This is a genomic window from Micromonospora sp. CA-249363 (genome assembly GCF_050950185.1).
Taxonomy (GTDB): Bacteria; Actinomycetota; Actinomycetes; order Mycobacteriales; family Micromonosporaceae; genus Micromonospora.
Genome location: NZ_CP192020.1, coordinates 2,706,469 through 2,727,616, shown reverse-complemented (window position 1 = coordinate 2,727,616; position 21,148 = coordinate 2,706,469). Strand labels below are relative to the sequence as shown.

The following is a 21,148-nucleotide window of genomic DNA, read 5'->3' as shown; positions in this document are numbered from 1 at the left end:
CAGCGGTCGCGGGCGGGCGTCCGGTGACGAAGTGAAGGGGAGACAGGCAGTGCCGGCAACACCGCCGCAGCCACGGCGTACTGTGGCGATCATTCTGCTGGACCGGATCGTGGCCGCCGCCGCAGCCGTACGGCGGGTGGTCACCGGCCAGGCCGACGTGTCGCGGGCCACCTGGGTCGCCGTACTCGCGGCGCTCGGGGTGGTGGTGGCGACGGTGGTCTCGATCGTCAGCGTGGTGCGTACTCCGGAGCAGCTCGCGCCGGTGACCCTCGACGCGCCGCCGTCGGTGGACCAGTTGGGCACGCCCGGCCCCGGTACGCCCCGAGGGCAGGCACGTCCGGCCGCCACCAGCCCGACCACTGCCGGGTCGCCCTCGGCGAGCGCCGCGCCGCCACCCGTCGAGCCGTCGACGAGCGCGCCGACCGCGACCCCCTCGTCGGCCTCGCCGACCCCGGCCGCCCTCGCCGCCGACTTCGCCATCGAGGACAAGGCGCTGCTCAGCTACGGCGCGACCGTGACGATCAGCAATCCGGGTCCGGTGCCGGCGACGCGCTGGACGCTGGCCATCACCCTGCCGCGGGAGTCGCTGCGGGTCAGCGCGGTGGAGGGCGCGCGGGCCACCCAGGAGGGCGCGGTGTGGACGTTCGTGCCGGACGGCAGCGTGGGGCAGGTGCCGGGCAGCGCCTCGACGCGGGTGACCTTCCGGGTGAACGGCGCGGCGGTCGGCGCGACGCCGACGGCGTGCACGATCGACGGGATCGCCTGCGGCGGCCTGTCGAACTGAGCCCCCGCAGGCGGCGCGGACCCGGTGGCGAGCATCGCTCATGCTGAAGGGGTGATTCGCTTCGTCCTGAACGTCCTGTGGCTCATCTTCGGTGGTGGCCTCGTGCTGGCGATCGGCTACGGCTTCGCCGCGCTGATCTGCTTCCTGCTGGTGGTCACCATCCCGTTCGGCGTCGCCGCGCTGCGCCTCGCCGTCTACTCGCTGTGGCCCTTCGGTCGCACGCTGGTGCCGAAGCCCGGCGCGGGCGTCGGCTCCGGGCTGGCGAACGTGCTCTGGGTGCTGCTGGCCGGTTGGTGGCTCGCCCTGTCCCACATCCTCGCCGGCATCGCGCTCTGCGTGACGATCATCGGGATCCCCTTCGGCATCGCCAACTTCAAGCTGGTCCCGGCCGCCTTCTGGCCGCTGGGCCGGGAGGTCGTCGAAGCGCCGTGACCGTCGCCGGGTCGCCCGCTCGCGCGGCGGGCGACCCGGTCGGGGCGGCCGGCGTCGATAGTGGACAATCCGTTTCATCCCGACGGACCCCTCGATTGGAGCCTGGCATGGCCGGCCCGGACGCCGAACTCACCGCGACGCTTCAGCCCGACGTGCCGCACGCGGCGCGGATCTGGAACTACTGGATGGGCGGCAAGGACAACTTCCAGTCCGACCGGGCGGCCGGTGACGCGGTCGCCGAGGTCTACCCGGAGATCGTCGTGATGGCGCAGCAGTCCCGCCGCTTCCTGGTGCGGGCGGTCCGGTACCTGGCCGCCGAGGCCGGCATCCGGCAGTTCCTGGACATCGGCACCGGCCTGCCGACCATGCAGAACACCCACGCGGTCGCCCAGGGCATCACGCCGGACGCGCGGATCGTCTACGTCGACAACGACCCGATGGTCCTCGTGCACGCCCGCGCTCTGCTGGCCAGCACGACCGTCCAGGGCGTCACGACGTACGTGCCGGCCGACTACCACGACCCGGAGACCATCCTCGCCGAGGCGGCGCGGACCCTCGACTTCGACCAGCCGATCGCCGTCATGTTCATGGGCGTGCTGGGGTACGAGCCGGACCTGGAGGTGGTGCGCTCGATCGTCGGGCGCACGATGGGCGCGACCGCGTCCGGCAGCCACCTGGTGCTCTGGGACGGCACGAACACCAGCCCGGAGGTGGTCTCCGGCGCGCAGCGGCTGGCCGAGAACGGCGGTGTCCCGTACATCCTGCGCAGCCCGGAGGACCTCGCCGGCTGCTTCTCCGGGCTGACGATGGTGGAGCCCGGTCTCGTGCCGATCCCGCTGTGGCGGCCGGACGAGGCCGACGCCCGGGGTATCGACGCCTACGGCGCGGTGGCCCGCAAGCCCTGACCGACGCCGACCCCCGGGTACATCGCCCGGATCAGCGCGCGCAGGTCAGCGTCAGCCCGGCCGGCGGCGCGCTGGCCGTCGCGAGCAGCCCGAACGTCGTCACCCCGTCCGGCGCCAGCGTCCCGTTGTACGGTGCGTTGCGCACCACCACGTCGGCGCCGGCCGGGTCGACGACACCGCCCCACACCGCCTGGATCCGCTCGTCGCCGGTCCAGCGCCACGACACGCGCCACTGGTCCAGGGGCTCCGTGCCGACGTTGCGGACCGTCACCGTGGCGACGAATCCGGTGCCCCAGCGGGAGTCGATGGTGGCGGTCGCCCGGCAGGACGTCAGCGGGGCGGTCCGGCCGGATCCACCGAAGTACGGCTCCCACCGGCCGTCGGAGTCGCGGAACCCGAACCAGTACTCGGTGTCGGGCGTCAGTCGGTCGAAGGTGACGCGGCCGTCGCGCTCGGGGCCGGAGACCGCCTCCGCGGCCGGGTTCCGCCAGCCGAGGGCGTCGTCGCGGCTCGCGAAGAGACCGACGGTGATCGGCGGCCGGTAGCCGCACGGTGGGGCGAGCACGATCGAGTAGGCGATGGTCAGGCTGGTGGTGGTGGCCGCGAACACCCGGCCGGCGATCGGGGCGGCTGGTGGGCAGGCCGGCGTGGGCGTGGGTGTCGGCGCTGCCGTGACCGACGCGGTGGGCGTCGACGCCGCCTGGGCGACGCCTGTCGACGCGGCCCAGGCGGTGATGGCGATGGTCGTGAGAGCCAGGAAGATGCGGCGCATCCGTACCTCCGAGAAACCGTCGCCGTCGCGGCCACGGGTGGGCGGCCGGCCGTACGGATCCGGACGTGCGTGGCGGCCGCCCGACGGCGATCGGCATGCGGCCGCTGACGGGGACTGCCCGGGCGCGGGTGGTGGGGCCACCTCGCGCGTCCCCGACTCCGGAGCAGGGGTCGACCACGCCGGCTCCCGAGCGCGGCCGAACCACAGCATCGCATTCGACGAATGTCGATACAAGCGCGTGTCGCGAGCCCGTCGGACGCCCGCCGCCCATCCGTCGCCGCGCGGACACGCGCCGGGCCCCGGAATCGACGATCATCCATAGCGGTCTGTCAATTCGACGTGGGAGACAGCATGCGCGACAAGAGCACCACGATCCGGCGGTTGACGAGGGGACTGGCGGCGGCGGCCACGCTGGTGGCACTGACGCTCACCCCGCTCACGATGCCGCAACCCGCCACCGCCGCGGTCAGCCGGGCCGAGCTGGCCCTGCGCTGGGCGCCCATCCACTACCAGGACGTCGACGCCACGGGCACGCACGCCCTGGGCGGCCGGAGTGACTACATCACCGCCGTGGACTTCGACGGCGACCTGAACGGGCGCAACAACTGGGACCGCGTCGGCACGTCCGGCACGTCGCTCGCCGCGCACGTGTACTACTCCGTGGTGGAGACCAGCACGCACTGGTACATCACGTACCTGTTCTTCCACCCCCGGGACTGGACCGACCACCCGTTCTTCGAGACCGAGCACGAGAACGACGGCGAGGGCGTCCTCTTCGCGATCGAGCGGGACGGCTCCGCGTACGGCGTCCTGCGCGGGGCGGTCACCGTCGCGCACAGCGACTTCTACTCGTACACGCCCGCCGGCAGCACCTGGACCAGCGGCCGGGAGAGCGTCGACGGCACCCTGCAGTTCCAGTCCTCGCCGCACGACTCCTTCACGCATCCGGTCACCGCACAGGAGGCGCAGGGCCACGGACTGAAGGCGTACCCGCAGTACGCCATCAACGGCGACGGCCTGGTCTACTACCCGTCCACCGTGGCCGAGACGCCGGAGAGCGGCGACGACCGCGACGTCCGTTACCAGCTCGTCGACATCTTCGCCGCCGGCGGCCTGTGGGCGCAGCGGGCCAACGCGAACCTCTTCGCCAGCCTGGGCACCTTCGCCGGCGACACCTCCGGCGACTGCGGCTCGGGCACCTGGAGCTGCTCGTCGAACTCCGCGAACGCCCCCTGGGGCTGGGACGACGGTAACGACGTGCCCGCCCGTGGCGAGTTGGCCAGCGACCCGGCGAAGCTCTCGGTCGAGTACTTCACCGTTCCGGCCGGATTGGCGCGGAGCTACAGCTACAACCCGTACGCCACTGCCGCCGCAGCGTTGGCCGAGGCGGCCCGCACGGCGCCGCCGACCGTCGACTGACCCGATCCGCGCGGGTGCGCGGCCGACCCGTTCGGCCGCGCACCCACCCCCGCCGGCGGTCGCGCCACATCGGATCGGCACGTAGCCTGCGCAGATGCGACACACCCTCGCACCGGACGACAAGACCCTGCACGGCCACTTCTCCCCCGACCTCACGCCGGTGCTCACCATCGACCCCGGCGACACGGTCACCTACCGCACCCTGGACTGCTGGTGGTCGGCCGGCCCATATCCGGGCGGCGCGAACCGGGACCGCCCCCGGGTCCCGCAGCGCCGGTCCGACGACGGGCACGCGCTCGTCGGACCGGTCGCGGTCCGCGGCGCCCGCGCCGGTCAGACCCTTGAGGTACGCGTCGACGCGATCGTCCCCGCCACCTGGGGCACGACGGTGGCGGGCGGGTGGCCGAGCGCCTTCAACGAGCGGTACGACGTCGAGTCGACACAGGTGGTGCACGCCTGGGAGCTGGACCCGGCGACGATGACCGGCCGCAACCAGCACGGCCACACGGTGTCGCTGCGTCCCTTCATGGGGGTGCTCGGCATGCCGCCGGCGGAACCGGGGCGGCACTCCACCACCCCGCCGCGCGACTGCGGCGGCAACCTGGACTGCAAGGACCTGACCGCCGGCAGCACCCTGCTGTTGCCGATCCCGGTGGACGGAGCGCTGTTCTCGGTCGGGGACGGGCACGCCGCGCAGGGCGACGGCGAGGTCGGCGGCACGGCGATCGAGTGCCCGATGGACGAGGTGACGCTGACCTTCGACGTCCGCGACGACTTCCCGGTCACCGGCCCGGTGGCCCGTACCGCCGACGCCTGGCTGACGCTGGGCCTGGGCGCCTCCCTGGACGAGGCGACGTTCCGGGCTCTGGAGCAGATGCTGACCCTGCTGCAACGGCTGCACGGTCTCAGCCGACCGGACGCGGCGGCGCTGGCCAGCGTCGTCGTCGACGTCCGGGTGACCCAGATCGTCAACCAGACCGTCGGGGCGCACGCGGTGCTGCGCGACGACGCCCTGCGCTGAGCGGGCGCATCCGGCGGTCGGCGCGACTCACGCCGACCGGACGGGGCGCGCCCCCGCGAGTCGTCAGCGCAGCCGGCGGGCCGTGAACCGGGCCGGCGGCTCGGCGATGGCGTCCTGCGCCGCGATCAGCTGGATCTCCCGGGTGCCCGCCGCGAGGGTCGCTTCGAGGACGGTGAAGACGGAGGAGACCGTCCGCTCCAGCGCCGTGGCCGGCGAGCCGGTGGTCGACAGGTGCGCCAGGTACAGCGCCGCGGTGACGTCGCCCCCGCCGTTGGGGTTGATCGGCAGCAGCGGGGTGGTCACCGCCCAGGCGCCCTCGTCGGAGACCGCCACCACCTCCAGCGAGCCCGTCGGCGCGTCGTCGTGCAGCACGCTGGTCACCAGGACGTGCCGCGGCCCGGTGGCGCGGACGACGTCGACCGCGTCCAGCACCTGCGCGAGGGTCGTGGTCGTACGACCGGCCAGGAAGTCCAGCTCGAAGTGGTTCGGCGTGATGATGTCGGCGCGCGGCACGACGGTGTCGCGCAGGTACTCCGGGATGCCGGGCCGGACGAACATCCCCCGGCCGACGTCGCCCATCACCGGGTCGCAGCAGTACACGGCCGCCGGGTTGGCGGCCTTGACCTGGGCCACGGCGTCCAGGATCACGGCACCCATCGCCGGGTCGCCCTGGTAGCCCGACAGCACGGCGTCGGCGCTGCCGAGAACGCCCCGGTCGGCGATGCCCGCGATCACCTCGGCCACGTCGGCGGCCGCCAGCAGCGGGCCGCGCCACGCGCCGTACCCGGTGTGGTTGGAGAAATGGACGGTCAGCACCGGCCACACCTCGTGCCCGAGACGCTGAAGGGGGAAGACCGCCGCCGAGTTGCCGACGTGACCGTAGGCGACCGACGACTGGATGGACAGGATCTGCACGGACCCATCATGGCCGCCGGGAACGGCGCGGAACGCGCGGGCCACCGATTCTGTCGGCTGGCCCACTGCGGTCCGCCCGGCCGCTGGACACCACACGGCAGTCGGGGGCGGCCCGGACCGCCGACGTCCGGGCCACCCCTTCGTGCCGCGCGGTCAGCCGCCGAGGCTCGCCGCGGCCGAGGCGATCGACGAGGCGAAGTAGCTCACCTGGGTGTAGACGCCCGGGTAGTTGGGCCGGGCGCAGCCGTTGCCCCAGCTGACGATGCCGACCTGGATCCAGGCGTTGCTGGCGTCGCGGCGGAACATCGGGCCGCCCGAGTCGCCCTGGCAGGTGTCGGTGCCACCGCTGGCGTAGCCGGCGCAGATCTCCTCGGCCGGGATGAGGTCGCCGCCGTAGTTGGAGTTGCAGGTGGAGTCGCTGACGAATGGGACGGTGGCCTTGAGCAGGTACCGCTGCTGGCTGCCACCCTCGCGCGCCGCGCCCCAGCCGGCGACGGTGAAGGTGCCGCTGTCGTACGCGGTCGTGGTGGCGATCTTCAACGTGCTCAGCCCGGTGACGGGGGTGGCCAACCGGATCAGCGCCCAGTCCTTGCCGTTGCCGTTGTAGCCGGGCGCCCGGTAGACGTAGTTGGACCGGACGGTGATCCGGCTGGACGACTGGAGGTCCACCACCCCGAGGGTCGCGGTGATGCTGGTGTTGGTGCCGGTCGCGCCCACGCAGTGTGCGGCGGTGAGCACCAGCCGGGAGCTGTAGAGGGCCCCGCCGCAGCCCATCGAGAGCCGCACCATGAACGGGAACTCGCCCTGGGCGGCGCGGGTGCCGCCGACCACGTTCGGCGTGACGGGACTGTCGGCCGCGGCGGGCGCCGCGAGGGTGAGGCTGGCCGCGGCCAGCGCGGCGGCCACCAGGCCGGTGAGGGTACGCCAGCGAACCATCGATTCCTCCGCTTCGGTACGGCACGCCTCGTGAGCGCACCTGATCGATAGCGGCAATCGTATTGATGGGAATGGATTTTGCGGGTCATCCCCTCTGGGTCGTACCCCGGCGTTATGGATCGCCAGACGTCGCGGTCCCACCCACAGCGACGCCCACGGGCGGCCACGAGGCTGACCACGGCGGCGACCGACGGCACGGTGTCAGCCCACGTCGGCGGGGCTGTCAGCGACGTGTCGGGGCCGTGTCAGGCGCACCGCGCACGCTGGTCGGCATGACAACCGACCTGGTGATCGAGGCCGAGGGCCTCGTCAAGACCTTCGGGAAGACGAGGGCGCTGCAGGGCGTGGACCTCGCCGTGCCCCGGGGAACGGTGCTCGGGGTGCTCGGCCCCAACGGCGCCGGCAAGACCACGGCCGTCCGCATCCTCTCCACCCTGCTGACCCCGGACGCCGGAAGCGCCCGGATCGGCGGCTTCGACGTCGTCCGCGACGCCGGGCGGGTCCGGCAGCGGATCGGCCTCACCGGTCAGTACGCCTCGGTCGACGAGGACCTGACCGGGCGGCAGAACCTGGAGCTGTTCGGCACGCTGCTGGACCTCGGTCGCGCCGGGGCCCGGCGGCGGGCCACCGAGCTGCTCGAGTGGTTCGACCTGACCGAGGCCGCCAACCGACCTGCCAAGACGTACTCCGGGGGCATGCGGCGGCGGCTCGACCTGGCCGCCAGCCTCGTCGGCTCACCGGAGGTGATCTTCCTGGACGAGCCGACGACCGGGCTGGACCCGGCCAAGCGCGAGGACATGTGGGACGTGGTCCGGTCGCTGGTGACCAACGGCTCGACGGTGCTGCTCACCACGCAGTACCTGGAGGAGGCCGACGCGCTGGCCGACGCGATCACGGTGATCGACCACGGTCGGGTCATCGCGCACGACACGCCGGACGGTCTCAAGCGCATCGTCGGTGGGCAGACCCTCGAAGTCCGGCCGTCCGACCCGGGGCAGCTTCCCCGGACCGCCGCGATCCTGACCGAGGTCGGCTCGGGCGGGCAGGCCGACGAGATCCGCAAGGGTGTCCTCGCCGTGCCGGTCGCCGACGACACGGCGCTCACCGAGAGCGTCGCGCGCCTGGCCTCCGCCGGCGTCGCCGTCACCGAACTCTCCCTGCACCTGCCCAGCCTCGACGAGGTGTTCTTCACCCTCACCGGGCGTACGGCATCCGAGGACGACACCACTTCCCGTACGGAGGTAGCGGCATGAGCACCCTGTTGGGCGCACCACCCACGACGGGCCCGGCGCTGTCGGCGGCAGCGGTGAACCCGCGACCGTTCCGGCTCGTGCGGCACTCGTTGGCGCTCGCCAAGCGCAGCCTCATCAAGACGTGGCGTACGCCCGAGGCGCTGATCGACGTCACGCTGCAACCGGTGCTGTTCCTGGTCATCTTCGTCTACATCTTCGGCGGGGCGGTCGCCGGCTCCACCCATGACTACCTGCAGTTCCTGCTGCCCGGCATCCTGGCGCAGACCATCGCGACCGGTGCGATCGCGATCGGCGTGAACCTCAACACCGACATCGCCAAGGGCATCTTCGACCGGTTCCGGTCACTGCCGGTCCCCCGCTCCGCACCGCTGGTCGGCGCGGTCCTCGGCGACGTCGTCCGGTACGTGATCGTCACGGTCTCGACCCTCGCGATCGGCTACCTGATGGGCTTCCGGATCGACACCGATCCGTTCCGGGCCATCGCCGGCTGCGTGCTCGCGGTGCTGTTCGCGCTCTGCCTGAGCTGGCTGCCGGTCTGGGTGTCGATGAAGGTGCGCACCCCGGGCGCCGTGCAGGGTCTGATGTTCGCCCTGATCATGCCGCTGAGCTTCGGGTCGAACGTGTTCGTGGGCACCGACACCCTGCCCGGCTGGATGCAGGCCTTCGTGAAGGTCAACCCGATGACCCACCTGGTGGCCTCGGTACGCGGTCTGTTCCTCGGCACCCCGCTCGACGCGCACGTCTGGTGGACCCTCGCCTGGTGTGCGGGCTTCGTGGCGGTGTTCATGCCGATGGCGCTGCGCGCCTACCGCAGGAAGGTCTAGGGCGCGCTACAGCAGGTCGTCCATCAGGGCGCGGATGCGGGCGACCGCGACGGCGACCGGGCGCTCGCGCCACGTGGCCAGCAACTGCTCACGCCGACTCTCGTCCCCGAGGGCGGCGGTGAGCTGTTCGCCCTGCCCGGCGGGGAGGAACATCTCCATGTGCGTGCCGATCCGCCGGGCGATCGCGAACAGTTCACGGGCGGTCTCGACGTCACCCCGACTGGCGGCGAGTTCCGCCCCGCCCGACGCCCACGCGCCGATCACCGGCAGGTCCCGCGACGTCAGCGCGTCGTCGCGGGCGGCGGACAGCAGCGAGGCGGCGCGGGCGTCGGCCGCACCGCCGGTGTCCTGCCGGGCGTGGGCCACCCGCAGGTAGAGCACCGCCGCCGCGGTCCGAAGCATCACCCGCGGCTGCGGCGGCGGTCCGGTCCAGTCCACGAGGGTACGGGTCACGTCCTCGGCGCGGGCGAGCGTCTCGTCGTACCGCTCGCGCCGCCAGGCGAGCTGAGCCAGGCCGAGCAGCGCCTGCGCGATGTCCACCTGCTCGGCCTGACCCGAGCGGGCCATCTCCCCCAGGCGCCGCTCCGCCTCCTCGTCACCGGTCAGGGCGAGGTGGACGTCGAGGCGCACCCGTACCGACCGCGCGTCCTGCTGGGCCCCGATCATCTCCATGTGACGGACGCTGCGCGTCAGCCACTCGGCCGAGCGTTCCTCCAGCCCGGGAAGCAGGAACTGCCCCACGGCGCCCGCCGCCATCGCCATGCCCCAGTGGTCACCGGCGACCTCGAACCGGTGGTACGCCTGCTCGGCGTCCTCGATCGACGACTCCGGCAGGCCGCCGTTCTCGCGTACCGCCGCCCGCGCGAAGAGCCCGAGCCCCTGCACGTACGGGTCCGGGTGGGAGATCAGCTCGCCCGCGCTCTTGAGACTCTCCTGCACGTCGGCCGTGTCGAAGCCGGGCAACGCCGACGCGAGCGCCGTCATCCTCGGTGACACCTCGGCGGGCCGTTCGCTCAGGAGGGTGCCCAGCGCCCGCCGGGCGAGCACGGCCGGCCGCAGGTCGGCGCTGATGCCGGCGTTCACTCCGATCAGCAGGCAGGTCCAGGCGAGCCGGTCGCCGTCCGGCAGCGGTCGGCCGCTGGCCCGGCCGCCCAGGATCGCCGATCGCCGCCGCCGACGCGGGTCGTCCACGTGCAGCAGCGAACGCGCCCAGGCGAGGACCTCCAGGTGCAGGCCGCGCACCGTCCAGAGGTGCAGCAGCGCGGTGGCGACGTCGACGACCGCCGGCTCGTCGTCGTGGCCCAGCGCCCAGCGCAGGGCGGCCAGCAGGTTGTCCTGCTCGGTCGCGCAGCGGTCGAGCGCCGCGACCTGCTCCGGGCCGAGAAGGCGGTCGGCGAGCACCACGGCCTCGTTCCGGGCCCACCCGGTGAGGCCGGCCATCGCCACGTCCCGGTCGCCGGACGCGCCCAGCCGGGCCTCGCCGTACTCACGGACGGTCTCCAACATCCGGTAACGCGGTGGCCCGTCGGCCTCGACCAGCGTCAGCAGGGACTGTTCGACGAGCGTGGCAAGGCCACGACGGACGTCCGGCGTACCGGCGACCGCGGCGGCGAGGTCGGCCGTGAACGGCGCCGGGATGACGGCGACCCGTTCCAGCAGCGCCCGGTCGTCGGGAGCGAGCAGTTCACGGCTCCAGTCGACCATCGCCCACAGGCTGGCGTGGCGTTCCGGCAACCCGCGCAGCGCGTCGTCGAGCAGGGCGAACCGGTCGGTCAACCCGGCGAGCACGTCGTCGATCGGCATGTGCCGCAGCCGCGCGGCGGCCAGTTCGAGGGCCAACGGCAGATTGTCCAGCCGGTTGCACAGCGCCAGAGCGCGCGCGGTGTCCCAGGTCGGCACCGCGCCACCGGCCCGTGCCCGGGATTCGACCAGCCCGAGCGCGTCGGCGTCCGGCAGGGCGGTCAGGCGGTGGACCCGCTCGCCGGCCAGGCCCAGCGGGGCGCGACTGGTCGCGAGGACCGCCACCTCCGAGGCCGCCACCGCGAGCAGGTCGGCGACGACGGTGGCGACCGCGTCGAGGACGTGCTCGCAGTTGTCCAGCACGACCAGCCCGTCGAGGTCCGGCGCCAGAGCGCGCAACCGCTCCTCGGGGCTGAGCACCCGGCGTTCGAGGCCCAGGTTGCCGCCCGTGGACGAGGTGTCGGCGCCGCCGAGCGCCGTGAGCACGGTGGGCAGCACCTCGTCGGGCGAGCGCAGGCCGGCCAGCTCGACCACCCGTACCGCCCGCCCGGACGCCGCCGCGCGTCGGGTCACCTCGGCCGCGAGGCGGGTCTTGCCCGCGCCGCCGGAGGCCACGATCGTCACCAGGGCCGACTCGTCGAGCGCCTCGTCCAGCGCCTCGACGTCCCGCTCGCGCCCCACGAGGGCGGTCATCGGCCGGCGCCACGCGGCGGGCAGGACGATCCGCGCCGGCGGACGGGGCGGCGCGACGACGGCCGGCGCGGTGAGCTCGCCGCGCAGCAGCGCCAGGTGGGCCTGGGTGACCACCGGGGACGGGTCGGTGCCGTAGCGGTCGGCGAGGTCGTCGCGGAGACGTTCGACCACCTCCAGCGCCTCCGCCTCCCGCCCCTGAGCGGCGAGCACCCGGACCAGCAGGGCGGCGGACGGCTCGTCCGGGGGCGTCCGCGCGGCCAGCCGGCGCAGGTCGGCCTCGTCGTACGGTCCCGCGCCGGCGAGCGCCGCCTCGGCACGCAACGCGGCGACGTCGGCGAACAGGCGCGCGTCGTCCGCGCCGGCGATCTCCGGCACCTCGGGGAAGAGGGCACGGGCCCGGTCGGCCGCGTCGCGGGCCGCGCGCCCGTCACCGGCCCGCAGGGCGACCCGACCGCCCTCGACGAGCGCCCGTGCCTCGACCGCGTCGACGGTGACCTCCTCGGCCGGGAGGCGGTATCCCCCCGGCACGGCCACCACGGGCAGCCCGAGACGGCGTACGCGGGACACGAGCGCCTGCACGGCTCCGGTCGCGTCGTCCGGCGGGGCGCCGTCCCACACCGCGTCCACGAGCAGGCTGGTGGAGACCGCCCGCCCGCGCGCGTCGACGAGCGCGCGGAGCACCGCGGCCAGCCGCTCGCCCCGGACCGGCCGGCCGTCGACGGCGAGGGGACCGAGGATGGTGATCTGCACGGGACCAGCATCCCCCACGCGCACCACCGGACCGAGCAGGGTGCCCGACGGCGTGAGGTGCGTCCGGGACGCCGCGGTGCGTACAGTTTCGGGTCGGACTTGAGGTGGGCCGGGGAAATCCGGCACCGGAAACGGGACGAGACAACGACGCATGACGGTGGACAACATTCCCGACAACGTTCAGGACGGCATCGACCGGCAACGGCTGGAGACCTGCCTGAGCGTGTTCGAGGCGTTGGAGGCCCTTCCTCCCGACCACCCGGACGTGGTGCGGGTGCAACGGGCCACCGCGAGGCTCTACAAGGTGATCAAGCAGCGGCGCCGTGAGGAGCGGCGGGACGCCATCCTGGCGGCCGATCGCGCGGTGACGGAGGCCACGGCCACCGGCGCGCCGGGCCGGATCGACGACGAGACCCAGGGCATCCCCCTCGCCTCGCCCACCGCCGGCGCGACGGCGGGATTCCTGCACAACCCGCGCGGCTGCTACATCTGCAAGCAGCGCTACCGCGAGGTGGACGCCTTCTACCACCAGCTCTGCCCGTCCTGCGCCGCCCTGAACCGGGAGCGGCGGGACGCCCGTACGGACCTGACCGGTCGGCGCGCGCTGCTCACCGGCGGGCGGGCGAAGATCGGCATGTACATCGCGCTGCGGCTGCTGCGCGACGGCGCGCACACGACGGTGACGACGCGGTTCCCGCACGACGCGGTCCGCCGGTTCGCCGCGATGCCCGACAGCGCGGACTGGCTGCACCGCCTGCGGATCGTCGGTATCGACCTGCGTGACCCGGCGCAGGTGATCGCCCTCGCCGACTCGGTCAGCGCCCAGGGTCCCCTCGACATCCTGATCAACAACGCGGCGCAGACGGTCCGCCGCTCACCCGGGGCGTACGCCCAGCTCGTCGCCGCGGAGGCCGCGGCCCTGCCGGACGGCCCGCTGCCGGAGCTGATCACGTTCGCCAAGCCGGCCGGCTCGGGCGGCGCGCTCACCGCCGGGTCGGAGTCGACGGCGCTCACTCCGCACGCGCTCACCGCGCTGGCGTTGACCAGCGGTTCGGCCTCGCCGGAGCGGATCGCGGCGTCCACCGCCATCGACGCCGGCGGTCTCGTGCCGGACCTCGACCCGGTCAACAGCTGGGTGCAGCGGGTGCAGGAGGTCGACCCGGTCGAGCTGCTGGAAGTGCAGTTGTGCAACGTGACCGCGCCGTTCGTGCTGGTCAGCCGACTACGCCCGGCGATGGCCGCCGCGCCGGCCCGCCGCAAGTACGTGGTGAACGTCTCGGCGATGGAGGGTCAGTTCGGTCGTGGCTACAAGGGGCCGGGGCACCCGCACACCAACATGGCCAAGGCCGCGTTGAACATGCTGACCCGCACCAGCGCCCAGGAGATGCTGACCGACGGCATCCTGATGACCAGCGTCGACACGGGTTGGATCACGGACGAGCGGCCGCACCCGACGAAGATGCGCCTGGCCGACGAGGGGTTCCACGCCCCACTGGACCTGGTGGACGGCGCGGCCCGGGTGTACGACCCGATCGTCCGCGGCGAGCAGGGCGAGGACCTGTACGGATGCTTCCTGAAGGACTACGCGCCGTGCGCCTGGTGAACGACGCTCGACGAGGAGAAACACATGTCATCTGACCAGTGGCCGACGCTTGACGAGCTGCAGCGCGAGGAGAACGAGCTGGAGCTCGCGGGCCTGACCGAGACCGACGCGTACGAGCTGGGCGTGCGGGCCGTCACCGCCGCCGCGGAACGAGGGCTCCCGATCTCCGTAGGTGTGTGGCGGACCGGACGGCAGCTCTTCCACTGTGGCCTGCCCGGATCGACGGCGGACAACGACGCCTGGCTACGCCGCAAGGGACGGGTGGTGATGCGGTTCGAGCACTCGTCGCTCTACATGGCCCGGCTCTGCCAGGACAAGAACGTGACGCTGACCGAGCGCTACGGCCTGCCGGCGTCCCGGTACGCCGCCGCCGGGGGCGCGCTGCCGCTGCGGGTGCGCGGCACCGGCGTGGTGGGCTGGATGGGCGTCTCGGGGCTTCCGCAGTTGGACGACCACCGCTTCGTCGTCGACATCCTGCGGTCGGCCGCGCAGTAGTCGGGGAACCCGCCGCCCGTCAGACGCCTGACGGGCGGCGGGGCCGGTCCGTCAGCCCGCCCGACGGTTGGCGCGCACGGCGCCCAGGATCACGCCGAGGTTGGCCAGCGACAGCGGGTGTTCGCGCATGGAGACGACCTCGTTGAACCGGCGCGCGGTCGCCACGTCCGTCACGGTCGCCGCCAGGATCTGCCGGCTCACCCAGCTGGAGATCCGGTAGCCGCGCGGGTAGGGGCCGTCGACGTGCGGCAACGCCAGGTCGGCCGAGGTCGACGTCGACCACGCGGCGTCGACCACGACCTTCTGCAGGTCGAGGAAGTGGCGGGCCGGCACGCTCAGGTCCGGGCCGGGGCGTAGGTACGCCGACAGGCAGGCCGCGTGCAGGGCCGCGGCCGTCATCCCCTGCCCGTACACCGGGTTGAACGACGCGACGGCGTCGCCCACGCCGACGAGCCGGGCCGGGAAGCGCCGAAGCGCGTGGAAGTCCCGGCGTCGGCTGTCGGAGTGGTGGTAGGTCTGGACGTCGCCGAGCATCTCCTGATCGGCGACCTCGCCGAACTCCGGTGGGAACTGCTCGCGCAGCCGCCGGACGAAGTCCTGCGCGGTACGGCCGGGCCGGTCGTCGCCGTAGCCGGCCATCATGGCCATCCAGCGGCCGTCCTCGATGGCGAAGACGGCGGCGCCGGCGACGTCCGTCATGGTCCCTGGGGTGTGCAGGGCCATCACGACGCGCGTCTGAGGGGCCTGCTCCGGGCGTCGGAACAGCGCGGTCGCGTAGTTGAGGTGCACGGGCATCCGGCGGGTGGCGGGCCGCTCCCAACCGGCGTGCTCCAGCCAGTCGGAGAGCCGGCTGGACCGGCCCATGGCGTCCACCACCAGGTCGCCGCCCTCGACCCCGGCGACGCCGTTGACCTCGCAGCGTACGCCGGTGACCGCGTCGCCCTCGATCACGAGCCCGGTGGCGCGGGCGGTGACGGTCTTGACGTTGGGGAGTCGAAGCACCTGCTGGCGGATCAGCCCTTCCAGCAGCGGTCGGCTGCCGGCGAGGCTGTCGTCGTCGTCGGGTACGACCACCTTGCGACGACCGTCGAGGTAGCTGCGTCGGGTCGCGGGTGGCGCCTCGACCGCGCCGTGGGCCAGCGCCTGCTGGCGGAACCCGGGGAACAACTGCTCCAGTTGCAGAAGGCCGCCGGGCAGCAGCGCGTGCAGTTGGGTGCCCTGGGGCACCCCGGGCCGCGCACCGCTGACCTGCGGGTCGTCCCGGTCGATGAGGATCACGCTCTCGGCGTGGTCGGACAGGACCCGGGCGGCCAGCAGGCCGGCGACGCTGCCGCCGACCACCACCGCCTTACCCAGGACCGGAGTTGGCTGCTCGGGAGGCCGCACAGCGTTCAACGCGGCGAAGACCCGAACCGGGGAGAGGGACATGGTGCTCTCCAAAGGAGTACGAGGCAGGGCACCCTCCCCCGGGTCTGCCGCACGGGCAGACCGGCGGCGCCGGCCGTTCGACAGGATGCCTGACGATCGTTGCACAGGCGGTGACGGTCGCCCGTACGGCCCGCACGGGTGTCGGAAACCGGCCACAACGCTGGACGAGGTGAGCGTACGGCTGATTGGGCTTGGCGCGCCCGAGTCGGATCTGTCAGCATCACCGGCATGCCTGTCGCCCGTCGTACCCTGCTCGGGGTTGGCCTGGCCGCCGCGACCTCCGCCCTGACCGGCTGCGGCGGTGAGTCGGCGGGCGAGGCCGACCCGGGCGGCGCGGTGACCGCCACCGACGCGGCGGGGAACAGGGTGGGATTCGGCGCGGCGGGAAAAGCCCCGGCCCCTTCGTCGGGTACGCCGAGCGCATCCCCCACGGCCGGCGCGGGCGCGCCGGGCAAGCAGGCCCGGTACGCCGCGGACGTGACCGCGTTGCTGCGGCGGCACCTGCCCGCCTCGGCGCAGACCGTCACGCACCACGGCTTTCCCGGTGCGGTCGCCGTCGTGCTGGTCAACGGCAGGACGACCGTGCACACCGCGGTCGGGGAGGCCCTGCGCTACGCGGCCGGCCCGAAGCTGCTCGCGGCCAAGAGCCGGGTCGCCATGCGCCCGGACTCCATCTTCGACCTCGCCTCGGTCACCAAGGTCTACACCGCCATCCTGCTGCTCCAGCAGGTCGACAAGGGCCGCGTCGAGCTGGGCGCCCCGGTGCGCGACTACCTGCCGGGGTTCACCGGCACGGGCAAGGACCGGATCACCGTCGAGATGCTGCTCACGCACACCAGCGGCCTCCCGGTCGGCGCGAAGGTCACCGGCCTTGCCGACAACGCCGCCCGGTGGAACGCGGTGCTCGCCACCCCGCTGGTCTCGGGCGCCGTGCCCGGGGACACGTTCCGCTACTCCAGCGTCGGCGTCATGGTCGCCGGCAAGATCGTTGAGAAGGTCACCGGTAAACGCCTCGACCAGGCGCTCAAGGCGAACCTCACCGGTCCACTCGGCCTGCGCGACACCGGCTTCAATCCCACGAGCTGGCTGTCGGCCAGCGAGAGGGCGGCCCGGATGGTCGCCACCGACGCCCGGTCGTCGCGCGGCCTGCTGCGCGGCACCGTGCACGACGACGTCGCCAACCAGCTCGGGGGCGTCGCGGGTCACGCGGGGGTGTTCGCCAGCGCCAGCGATCTCGCGGCCGTCGGCCAGATGCTCCTCGACGGTGGCACCTACCAGGGCAGACGGGTCCTCGCCGCCGCTACGGTGCGCCGAATGCTGACCAACCACAACGCGGGCAAGCCGGCCGTCGACCCGGAGCGTCCCCAGCGCACGGCCGCCCACGGTCTCGGCGTCGTGCTCGACCAGCGGTGGTTCATGGGCCGGCTCGCGTCGAAGAGCACCTTCGGCCACACCGGTTTCGCCGGTCCGTCGCTGCTGGTCGACCCCGGCCGCAAGCTGGTCCTCGCCCTGCTCACGAACCGGGCACACCCGAACTGGTCCTGGTCGAATCCCGATCCGGTCCGCGCGGCCGTCGGCGACCTGCTCGCCTCGTCGGTCACCTGACCGGCGACCGCGACGTCAGCCCGCGACGGCGGCCGGCTCCCGGTCCCGTCGACGCCCGGCGTAGCTGACGATTCCGAGGCCAAGCCCGACGACCGCCAGGACCAGTCCCACCCGGGCCGGCGCGAGGTAGCCGAGCCCGGCGGCGATGCCGACGCTGCCCAGGGCCGCGCCCAGGCTGTTCGCGATGTTCATGGCGGACTGGTTGAGCGCCGCGCCCATCAACTGGGCGCCGGGGGCGACCGTGATGAGCCGTGCCTGCAGGACCGGACCGAGGTAGAGGCTCGTCGCGCCGACCAGGAACGCGCCCACGAACAGACCCACCCGGTTCGACGCGACGAGACTGAACACCCCGATGCTGGCGATCATCGCCACGAAGCCGATCATCATGCTGCGACGCAGGTCCCGGTCGGCGAGCCAGCCGCCCAGGGCGTTGCCGACGGTCATGCCGAGGCCCACCGCGACCAGCACCCACGGGACCGTCGCGGCGGAGAGGCCGGTGACGTCGGTGGTGACCGGCGCGATGTACGAGTCGACCGCGAAGAACCCGGCGAAACCGATCGCCCCGGTGGCCGCGACCAGCCAGACCTGCGAGGTCCGCAGCGCCCGCAGCTCGGTGGCCGGCGAGCCGTCCGCCGCCGCGGCCACCTCGGGCACGACCGCCAGCACGGCCAGCAGCGTGAGCAGGAAGACACCGGCGATGACCAGGTACGCGGTACGCCAGCCGGCCGCCTGTCCGAGCCGGGTGATCAGCGGTACGCCCACCACGTTGCTCACGGTCAGGCCACCGAGCACGGTGGCGAAGCCCCGGGCCTCGTTGCCCGGGCCCATCAGGGTCGCGGCGAGGAGGCCGGCCGCGCCGAAATACGCGCCGTGCGGCAGCGCGGCGACGAACCGCGCGACCAGCACCAGCTCGAAGTTCGGGGCGGTCGCCGAGGCGATCGTGCCGGCGGCGAAGAGGACGAGCAGCCCGAGCACGAGCCTGCGGCGGGGCAGGCGCGCGCTGAGCGCGGCGATCAGTGGAGCGCCCACGACGACGCCCAACGCGTACACAGTGATCATCCAGCCGGCGCGGGCGACGGCGTCCGAGGAGGAGCGGGCGTAGTCCTGCGCGAGCAGGTCACGTGCCATCTCGGGCAGCAGGCCCATCGCCACGAACTCCGTCAGGCCGACCGCCACGCCGCCCAGTGCCAGGGCGACCAGCGCCGCGAGGCGTTGACCTTTGCTCAGTGCGTTCACCGAGCGAATTTAGCAACAGCGTTGCGTAATAGAGTGGCGAGATGACGCGTACCACAGCGGACGTGACGTTCCTGCGCGGATACAACCAGGCGCAGGTGCTGGCCGTCGGGCGTACGGCGCGGACGTTCGAACGCTCGACGGTCGTCACCGCCACCGGCCTGACCCCGCAGGCCGTCTCGAAGGTCATCGCACGCCTCGCCGCCGACGGGCTGATCCGTCCCGCGGGTGTCCGCCGCCCGGGAGTCGGCAAACCCGCGGTCGTCTACGAGCTGGTCCCCGACAGCCGGTACGCGATCGGCGCGCACGTCGCCCGACGCACCCTGCGACTGGTCCTGGTCGACCTCGCCGGCGCCGTGCGCCACTCGACGGTCAGACCGCTGCCCGCGGATTTCACCCCGGAGCAGCTCCTCGACGCTCTGTGCGCCGGCATCGAGACGATCACCGCGGACACCGCCGGCCGGGACCGGCTGACGGGGATGGGCCTCGGCATGATCGGCCCTCTCGACCACGCCAACGGACTGGTCCGGGACGCGCACGGCCTACAGCACTGGCACGACGTGCCGCTGCGCGAACTGGCCGAGGCGCGCCTTCGCCTGCCGGTGCACCTGGACAAGGACGTGACCGCCGGGATCACCGCCGAGGCGTGGCGGCACGGCTCCACGTTCGGCGACGCGGCGCTCATCATGGTCGAATCCGGCATCGGAGGCGGCTTCTGGCTGGGCGGCACGGCCCACCGGGGCGCGCACACCAATGCCGGCGAGTTCGGCCACACGGTCGTCGACCTGGACGGGCCCGCCTGCGTCTGCGGACGCCACGGCTGCCTGGAGGTCGTGCACCTACGCGCCACCGAGGCGGGGGACGTCCCGCGCGCCGCCCGGGTCCTGGCGATCGGCGTCGTCAACCTGCTCCAGACCCTCGACCTCGCCCACGTGGTCCTCGCCGGCGCGGACCTGCTGCGCCACGCGGAGGTCTACCACGCCGCCGTGGAGCAGGCCGTCCGTACCGACGTACGGCGCGCGGACTGGCTGGTTCCGACCGTGACCCTCTCCAGCCTCGGCGCGGACGTGATCGCCGCCGGGGCCGCGATCCAGGTCCTCGACCAGCTCTACGGCATTCCCGGCCTCAACCCCGGCGCTCCGCCGACGATCCTGCGACAGCACCTGCCGACGAGCGACTACCGCGGCGTCTCGTCGGCGTAGCCGCAGCCGCCGGCCGGGTCCTCGCTGGCGCTGATCACCGCGTCGAGCCGATCCCGGACCTGGGCGAGCTGGTCGATCTGACGGGTGATGCGGTTCCGTTCGGCGTTCAGCAGGGCACGGGACTGCGGGGTGTTGACCTGGGCGTCGACGCAGGGCAGCAGATCCAGGATCGTCCGGCTGGACAGTCCTGCGGCGTACAGCGTCTGGATGAGCTGGACGCGGTCGACCGCTCCCTCGCCGTACTGACGCTGGCCACCGCCACTGCGCTCGGGGATCAGCAGCGACTGTTCCTCGTAGTAGCGCAGGGCCCGCACCGACACTCCCGTGTTGGTGGCGAGTTCTCCGATCCGCACGGCCCCTCCCCCGCTGGCCGGTGACGGGCGCCACACAGCCTTGCCTCTCACGTGAATGTCAGGTTTCAGGGTAGGTCGCGTTCGCGTCTTCGCCCAGTCCCGGCTCGGCCGGACGGTCGTCGGGGCGCGAGCTGGCGCTCACTGGCAGACGCGCCACTCGTCGTCCTCCTTGACCAGGCCCATCGTCTGGGTGGCCTGCGCGCCGGTGACCTCCTGGACCATGGTCACGGTGGCGGTGGCGGTCAGCCGCCCGTTGACGTTGTTGACGTACACGCCGGTGACCTCGTAGCTGCTGATCTTCAGTTGCGCGGCCTGGACCCGGGAGAAGTCCTCCTGGGTCATGGTCGTGCGCACCCGATCACACAGCCGCCCGTACGCGTCCGAATAGTCGCCGGCCCGTACCTCGTCGATGTACCCGACGGCGACCGCTCGGGCCGGTCCGACCTCCCGCTTGAGACTCCGGTAGAACCAGAAGCCGACGCAGCTACCAAGCACGCAGCACACGGCCAGCACTCCGGCGAGGACGAGCAGCACCCGACGAGCCGTCCGGGGCGGCGAGGTCGGCACCATTATCGGCTCGTACGTCATGACCTGGACGGTAGGGCCACCCCGCAACCGCACGCGTTCCTCGGTGCGGACGCGACCCGGATCCCGCATTTGTCGCGGCCGCATATCGGCGCGCGTCGGCTCCAACTCGCGCGGGCCTTTGAAGTACGAGACAAAGGCTTGACGTCGATCGGGATCGGAAACCTTGTGAAGCCTGCGGGGCACCCAGGCGGACGACC

Annotated in this window: 19 protein-coding genes; 11 read left to right on the top strand and 8 right to left on the bottom strand. The window is 73.0% G+C overall.

Annotation, left to right across the window (positions count from 1 at the left end):
- The first annotated feature begins 82 nt into the window (after positions 1–82).
- From ACQPZK_RS12515 to ACQPZK_RS12505, 3 genes are all read left to right on the top strand, one after another.
- Positions 83–784: a cellulose binding domain-containing protein gene (locus ACQPZK_RS12515; RefSeq protein ID WP_433538449.1), complete on the top strand. Its 702-nt coding sequence runs from the start codon at positions 83–85 to the stop codon at positions 782–784.
- A gap of 51 nt (positions 785–835) precedes the next feature.
- A complete protein-coding gene (locus tag ACQPZK_RS12510; protein ID WP_433538448.1) occupies positions 836–1,216 on the top strand; it encodes a YccF domain-containing protein in 381 nt (126 codons plus the stop codon).
- Positions 1,217–1,323: 107 nt separating this feature from the next.
- Positions 1,324–2,121, top strand: coding sequence for an SAM-dependent methyltransferase (locus tag ACQPZK_RS12505; RefSeq protein ID WP_433538447.1), 798 nt, complete (start codon positions 1,324–1,326; stop codon positions 2,119–2,121).
- 31 nt (positions 2,122–2,152) lie between these two features.
- Here the strand turns inward: ACQPZK_RS12505 and ACQPZK_RS12500 are convergent, their stop codons facing one another.
- On the bottom strand, positions 2,153–2,893 hold the full coding sequence (locus ACQPZK_RS12500; protein WP_433538446.1) for a cellulose binding domain-containing protein: 741 nt from the start codon (positions 2,891–2,893) through the stop codon (positions 2,153–2,155).
- Between the two features lie 351 nt (positions 2,894–3,244).
- Here ACQPZK_RS12500 and ACQPZK_RS12495 point away from each other — a divergent pair, with 351 nt between their 5' ends.
- Together ACQPZK_RS12495 and ACQPZK_RS12490 are read left to right on the top strand one after the other, a co-directional pair.
- Positions 3,245–4,312, top strand: coding sequence for a hypothetical protein (locus tag ACQPZK_RS12495; RefSeq protein ID WP_433538445.1), 1,068 nt, complete (start codon positions 3,245–3,247; stop codon positions 4,310–4,312).
- A 94-nt stretch (positions 4,313–4,406) separates the two neighbouring features.
- The gene (locus ACQPZK_RS12490; protein WP_433538444.1) at positions 4,407–5,333 is read left to right on the top strand and encodes an acetamidase/formamidase family protein; all 927 of its coding nucleotides are present in this window, start codon (positions 4,407–4,409) and stop codon (positions 5,331–5,333) included.
- A gap of 63 nt (positions 5,334–5,396) precedes the next feature.
- Here ACQPZK_RS12490 and pdxY read toward each other — a convergent pair whose 3' ends face one another.
- A complete protein-coding gene (pdxY, locus tag ACQPZK_RS12485) occupies positions 5,397–6,248 on the bottom strand; it encodes a pyridoxal kinase PdxY (RefSeq protein ID WP_433538443.1) in 852 nt (283 codons plus the stop codon).
- 153 nt (positions 6,249–6,401) lie between these two features.
- On the bottom strand, positions 6,402–7,184 hold the full coding sequence (locus ACQPZK_RS12480) for a S1 family peptidase (protein ID WP_433538442.1): 783 nt from the start codon (positions 7,182–7,184) through the stop codon (positions 6,402–6,404).
- A gap of 272 nt (positions 7,185–7,456) precedes the next feature.
- On the opposite strand from ACQPZK_RS12480, the gene ACQPZK_RS12475 reads away from it, so the two are divergent.
- Both ACQPZK_RS12475 and ACQPZK_RS12470 read left to right on the top strand, forming a co-directional pair.
- Positions 7,457–8,437 (top strand): ATP-binding cassette domain-containing protein, encoded by a 981-nt coding sequence (locus tag ACQPZK_RS12475; RefSeq protein ID WP_433538441.1) that lies wholly within the window; start codon positions 7,457–7,459, stop codon positions 8,435–8,437.
- Entirely contained in the window at positions 8,434–9,261 is an 828-nt protein-coding gene (locus tag ACQPZK_RS12470) for an ABC transporter permease (RefSeq protein ID WP_433538440.1), read from the top strand. Before ACQPZK_RS12475 ends, ACQPZK_RS12470 begins: the two co-directional genes overlap by 4 nt.
- A 6-nt stretch (positions 9,262–9,267) precedes the next feature.
- Here the strand turns inward: ACQPZK_RS12470 and ACQPZK_RS12465 are convergent, their stop codons facing one another.
- Positions 9,268–12,444, bottom strand: coding sequence for a BTAD domain-containing putative transcriptional regulator (locus ACQPZK_RS12465; protein WP_433538439.1), 3,177 nt, complete (start codon positions 12,442–12,444; stop codon positions 9,268–9,270).
- Between the two features lie 151 nt (positions 12,445–12,595).
- Between ACQPZK_RS12465 and ACQPZK_RS12460 the strand changes: the two genes are divergently transcribed.
- On the top strand, positions 12,596–14,047 hold the full coding sequence (locus ACQPZK_RS12460) for an SDR family NAD(P)-dependent oxidoreductase (RefSeq protein ID WP_433538438.1): 1,452 nt from the start codon (positions 12,596–12,598) through the stop codon (positions 14,045–14,047).
- A 24-nt stretch (positions 14,048–14,071) separates the two neighbouring features.
- Positions 14,072–14,542, top strand: coding sequence for a heme-degrading domain-containing protein (locus ACQPZK_RS12455; RefSeq protein ID WP_433538437.1), 471 nt, complete (start codon positions 14,072–14,074; stop codon positions 14,540–14,542).
- A gap of 51 nt (positions 14,543–14,593) precedes the next feature.
- On the opposite strand, the gene ACQPZK_RS12450 is transcribed toward ACQPZK_RS12455, so the two are convergent.
- Positions 14,594–15,970 (bottom strand): FAD-dependent oxidoreductase, encoded by a 1,377-nt coding sequence (locus tag ACQPZK_RS12450; protein WP_433538436.1) that lies wholly within the window; start codon positions 15,968–15,970, stop codon positions 14,594–14,596.
- A gap of 228 nt (positions 15,971–16,198) precedes the next feature.
- Here ACQPZK_RS12450 and ACQPZK_RS12445 point away from each other — a divergent pair, with 228 nt between their 5' ends.
- Positions 16,199–17,575: a serine hydrolase domain-containing protein gene (locus ACQPZK_RS12445; protein WP_433538435.1), complete on the top strand. Its 1,377-nt coding sequence runs from the start codon at positions 16,199–16,201 to the stop codon at positions 17,573–17,575.
- A 15-nt stretch (positions 17,576–17,590) separates the two neighbouring features.
- Here the strand turns inward: ACQPZK_RS12445 and ACQPZK_RS12440 are convergent, their stop codons facing one another.
- The gene (locus ACQPZK_RS12440; protein ID WP_433538434.1) at positions 17,591–18,811 is read right to left on the bottom strand and encodes an MFS transporter; all 1,221 of its coding nucleotides are present in this window, start codon (positions 18,809–18,811) and stop codon (positions 17,591–17,593) included.
- 41 nt (positions 18,812–18,852) lie between these two features.
- Here ACQPZK_RS12440 and ACQPZK_RS12435 point away from each other — a divergent pair, with 41 nt between their 5' ends.
- Positions 18,853–20,010 (top strand): ROK family protein, encoded by a 1,158-nt coding sequence (locus ACQPZK_RS12435; RefSeq protein WP_433538433.1) that lies wholly within the window; start codon positions 18,853–18,855, stop codon positions 20,008–20,010.
- Here the strand turns inward: ACQPZK_RS12435 and ACQPZK_RS12430 are convergent.
- Positions 19,986–20,363, bottom strand: a complete 378-nt coding sequence (locus ACQPZK_RS12430) for a MerR family transcriptional regulator (protein WP_433538432.1) — start codon at positions 20,361–20,363, stop codon at positions 19,986–19,988. The genes ACQPZK_RS12435 and ACQPZK_RS12430 overlap by 25 nt on opposite strands.
- 138 nt (positions 20,364–20,501) lie before the next feature.
- Positions 20,502–20,951: an Rv0361 family membrane protein gene (locus ACQPZK_RS12425; protein ID WP_433538431.1), complete on the bottom strand. Its 450-nt coding sequence runs from the start codon at positions 20,949–20,951 to the stop codon at positions 20,502–20,504.
- Positions 20,952–21,148: the final 197 nt, after the last annotated feature.

What these genes read in the sequence shown, in the direction of transcription:
- ACQPZK_RS12460 (WP_433538438.1), top strand. Translation starts at nt 12,596, where the DNA reads ATGACGGTGGACAACATTCCCGACAACGTTCAGGACGGCATCGACCGG.
- ACQPZK_RS12470 (WP_433538440.1), top strand. Translation starts at nt 8,434, where the DNA reads ATGAGCACCCTGTTGGGCGCACCACCCACGACGGGCCCGGCGCTGTCG.
- ACQPZK_RS12450 (WP_433538436.1), bottom strand. Translation starts at nt 15,970, where the DNA reads ATGTCCCTCTCCCCGGTTCGGGTCTTCGCCGCGTTGAACGCTGTGCGG.
- ACQPZK_RS12480 (WP_433538442.1), bottom strand. Translation starts at nt 7,184, where the DNA reads ATGGTTCGCTGGCGTACCCTCACCGGCCTGGTGGCCGCCGCGCTGGCC.
- ACQPZK_RS12425 (WP_433538431.1), bottom strand. Translation starts at nt 20,951, where the DNA reads ATGACGTACGAGCCGATAATGGTGCCGACCTCGCCGCCCCGGACGGCT.
- ACQPZK_RS12500 (WP_433538446.1), bottom strand. Translation starts at nt 2,893, where the DNA reads ATGCGCCGCATCTTCCTGGCTCTCACGACCATCGCCATCACCGCCTGG.
- ACQPZK_RS12445 (WP_433538435.1), top strand. Translation starts at nt 16,199, where the DNA reads ATGCCTGTCGCCCGTCGTACCCTGCTCGGGGTTGGCCTGGCCGCCGCG.
- ACQPZK_RS12435 (WP_433538433.1), top strand. Translation starts at nt 18,853, where the DNA reads ATGACGCGTACCACAGCGGACGTGACGTTCCTGCGCGGATACAACCAG.
- ACQPZK_RS12475 (WP_433538441.1), top strand. Translation starts at nt 7,457, where the DNA reads ATGACAACCGACCTGGTGATCGAGGCCGAGGGCCTCGTCAAGACCTTC.
- ACQPZK_RS12495 (WP_433538445.1), top strand. Translation starts at nt 3,245, where the DNA reads ATGCGCGACAAGAGCACCACGATCCGGCGGTTGACGAGGGGACTGGCG.
- ACQPZK_RS12455 (WP_433538437.1), top strand. Translation starts at nt 14,072, where the DNA reads ATGTCATCTGACCAGTGGCCGACGCTTGACGAGCTGCAGCGCGAGGAG.
- ACQPZK_RS12490 (WP_433538444.1), top strand. Translation starts at nt 4,407, where the DNA reads ATGCGACACACCCTCGCACCGGACGACAAGACCCTGCACGGCCACTTC.
- ACQPZK_RS12505 (WP_433538447.1), top strand. Translation starts at nt 1,324, where the DNA reads ATGGCCGGCCCGGACGCCGAACTCACCGCGACGCTTCAGCCCGACGTG.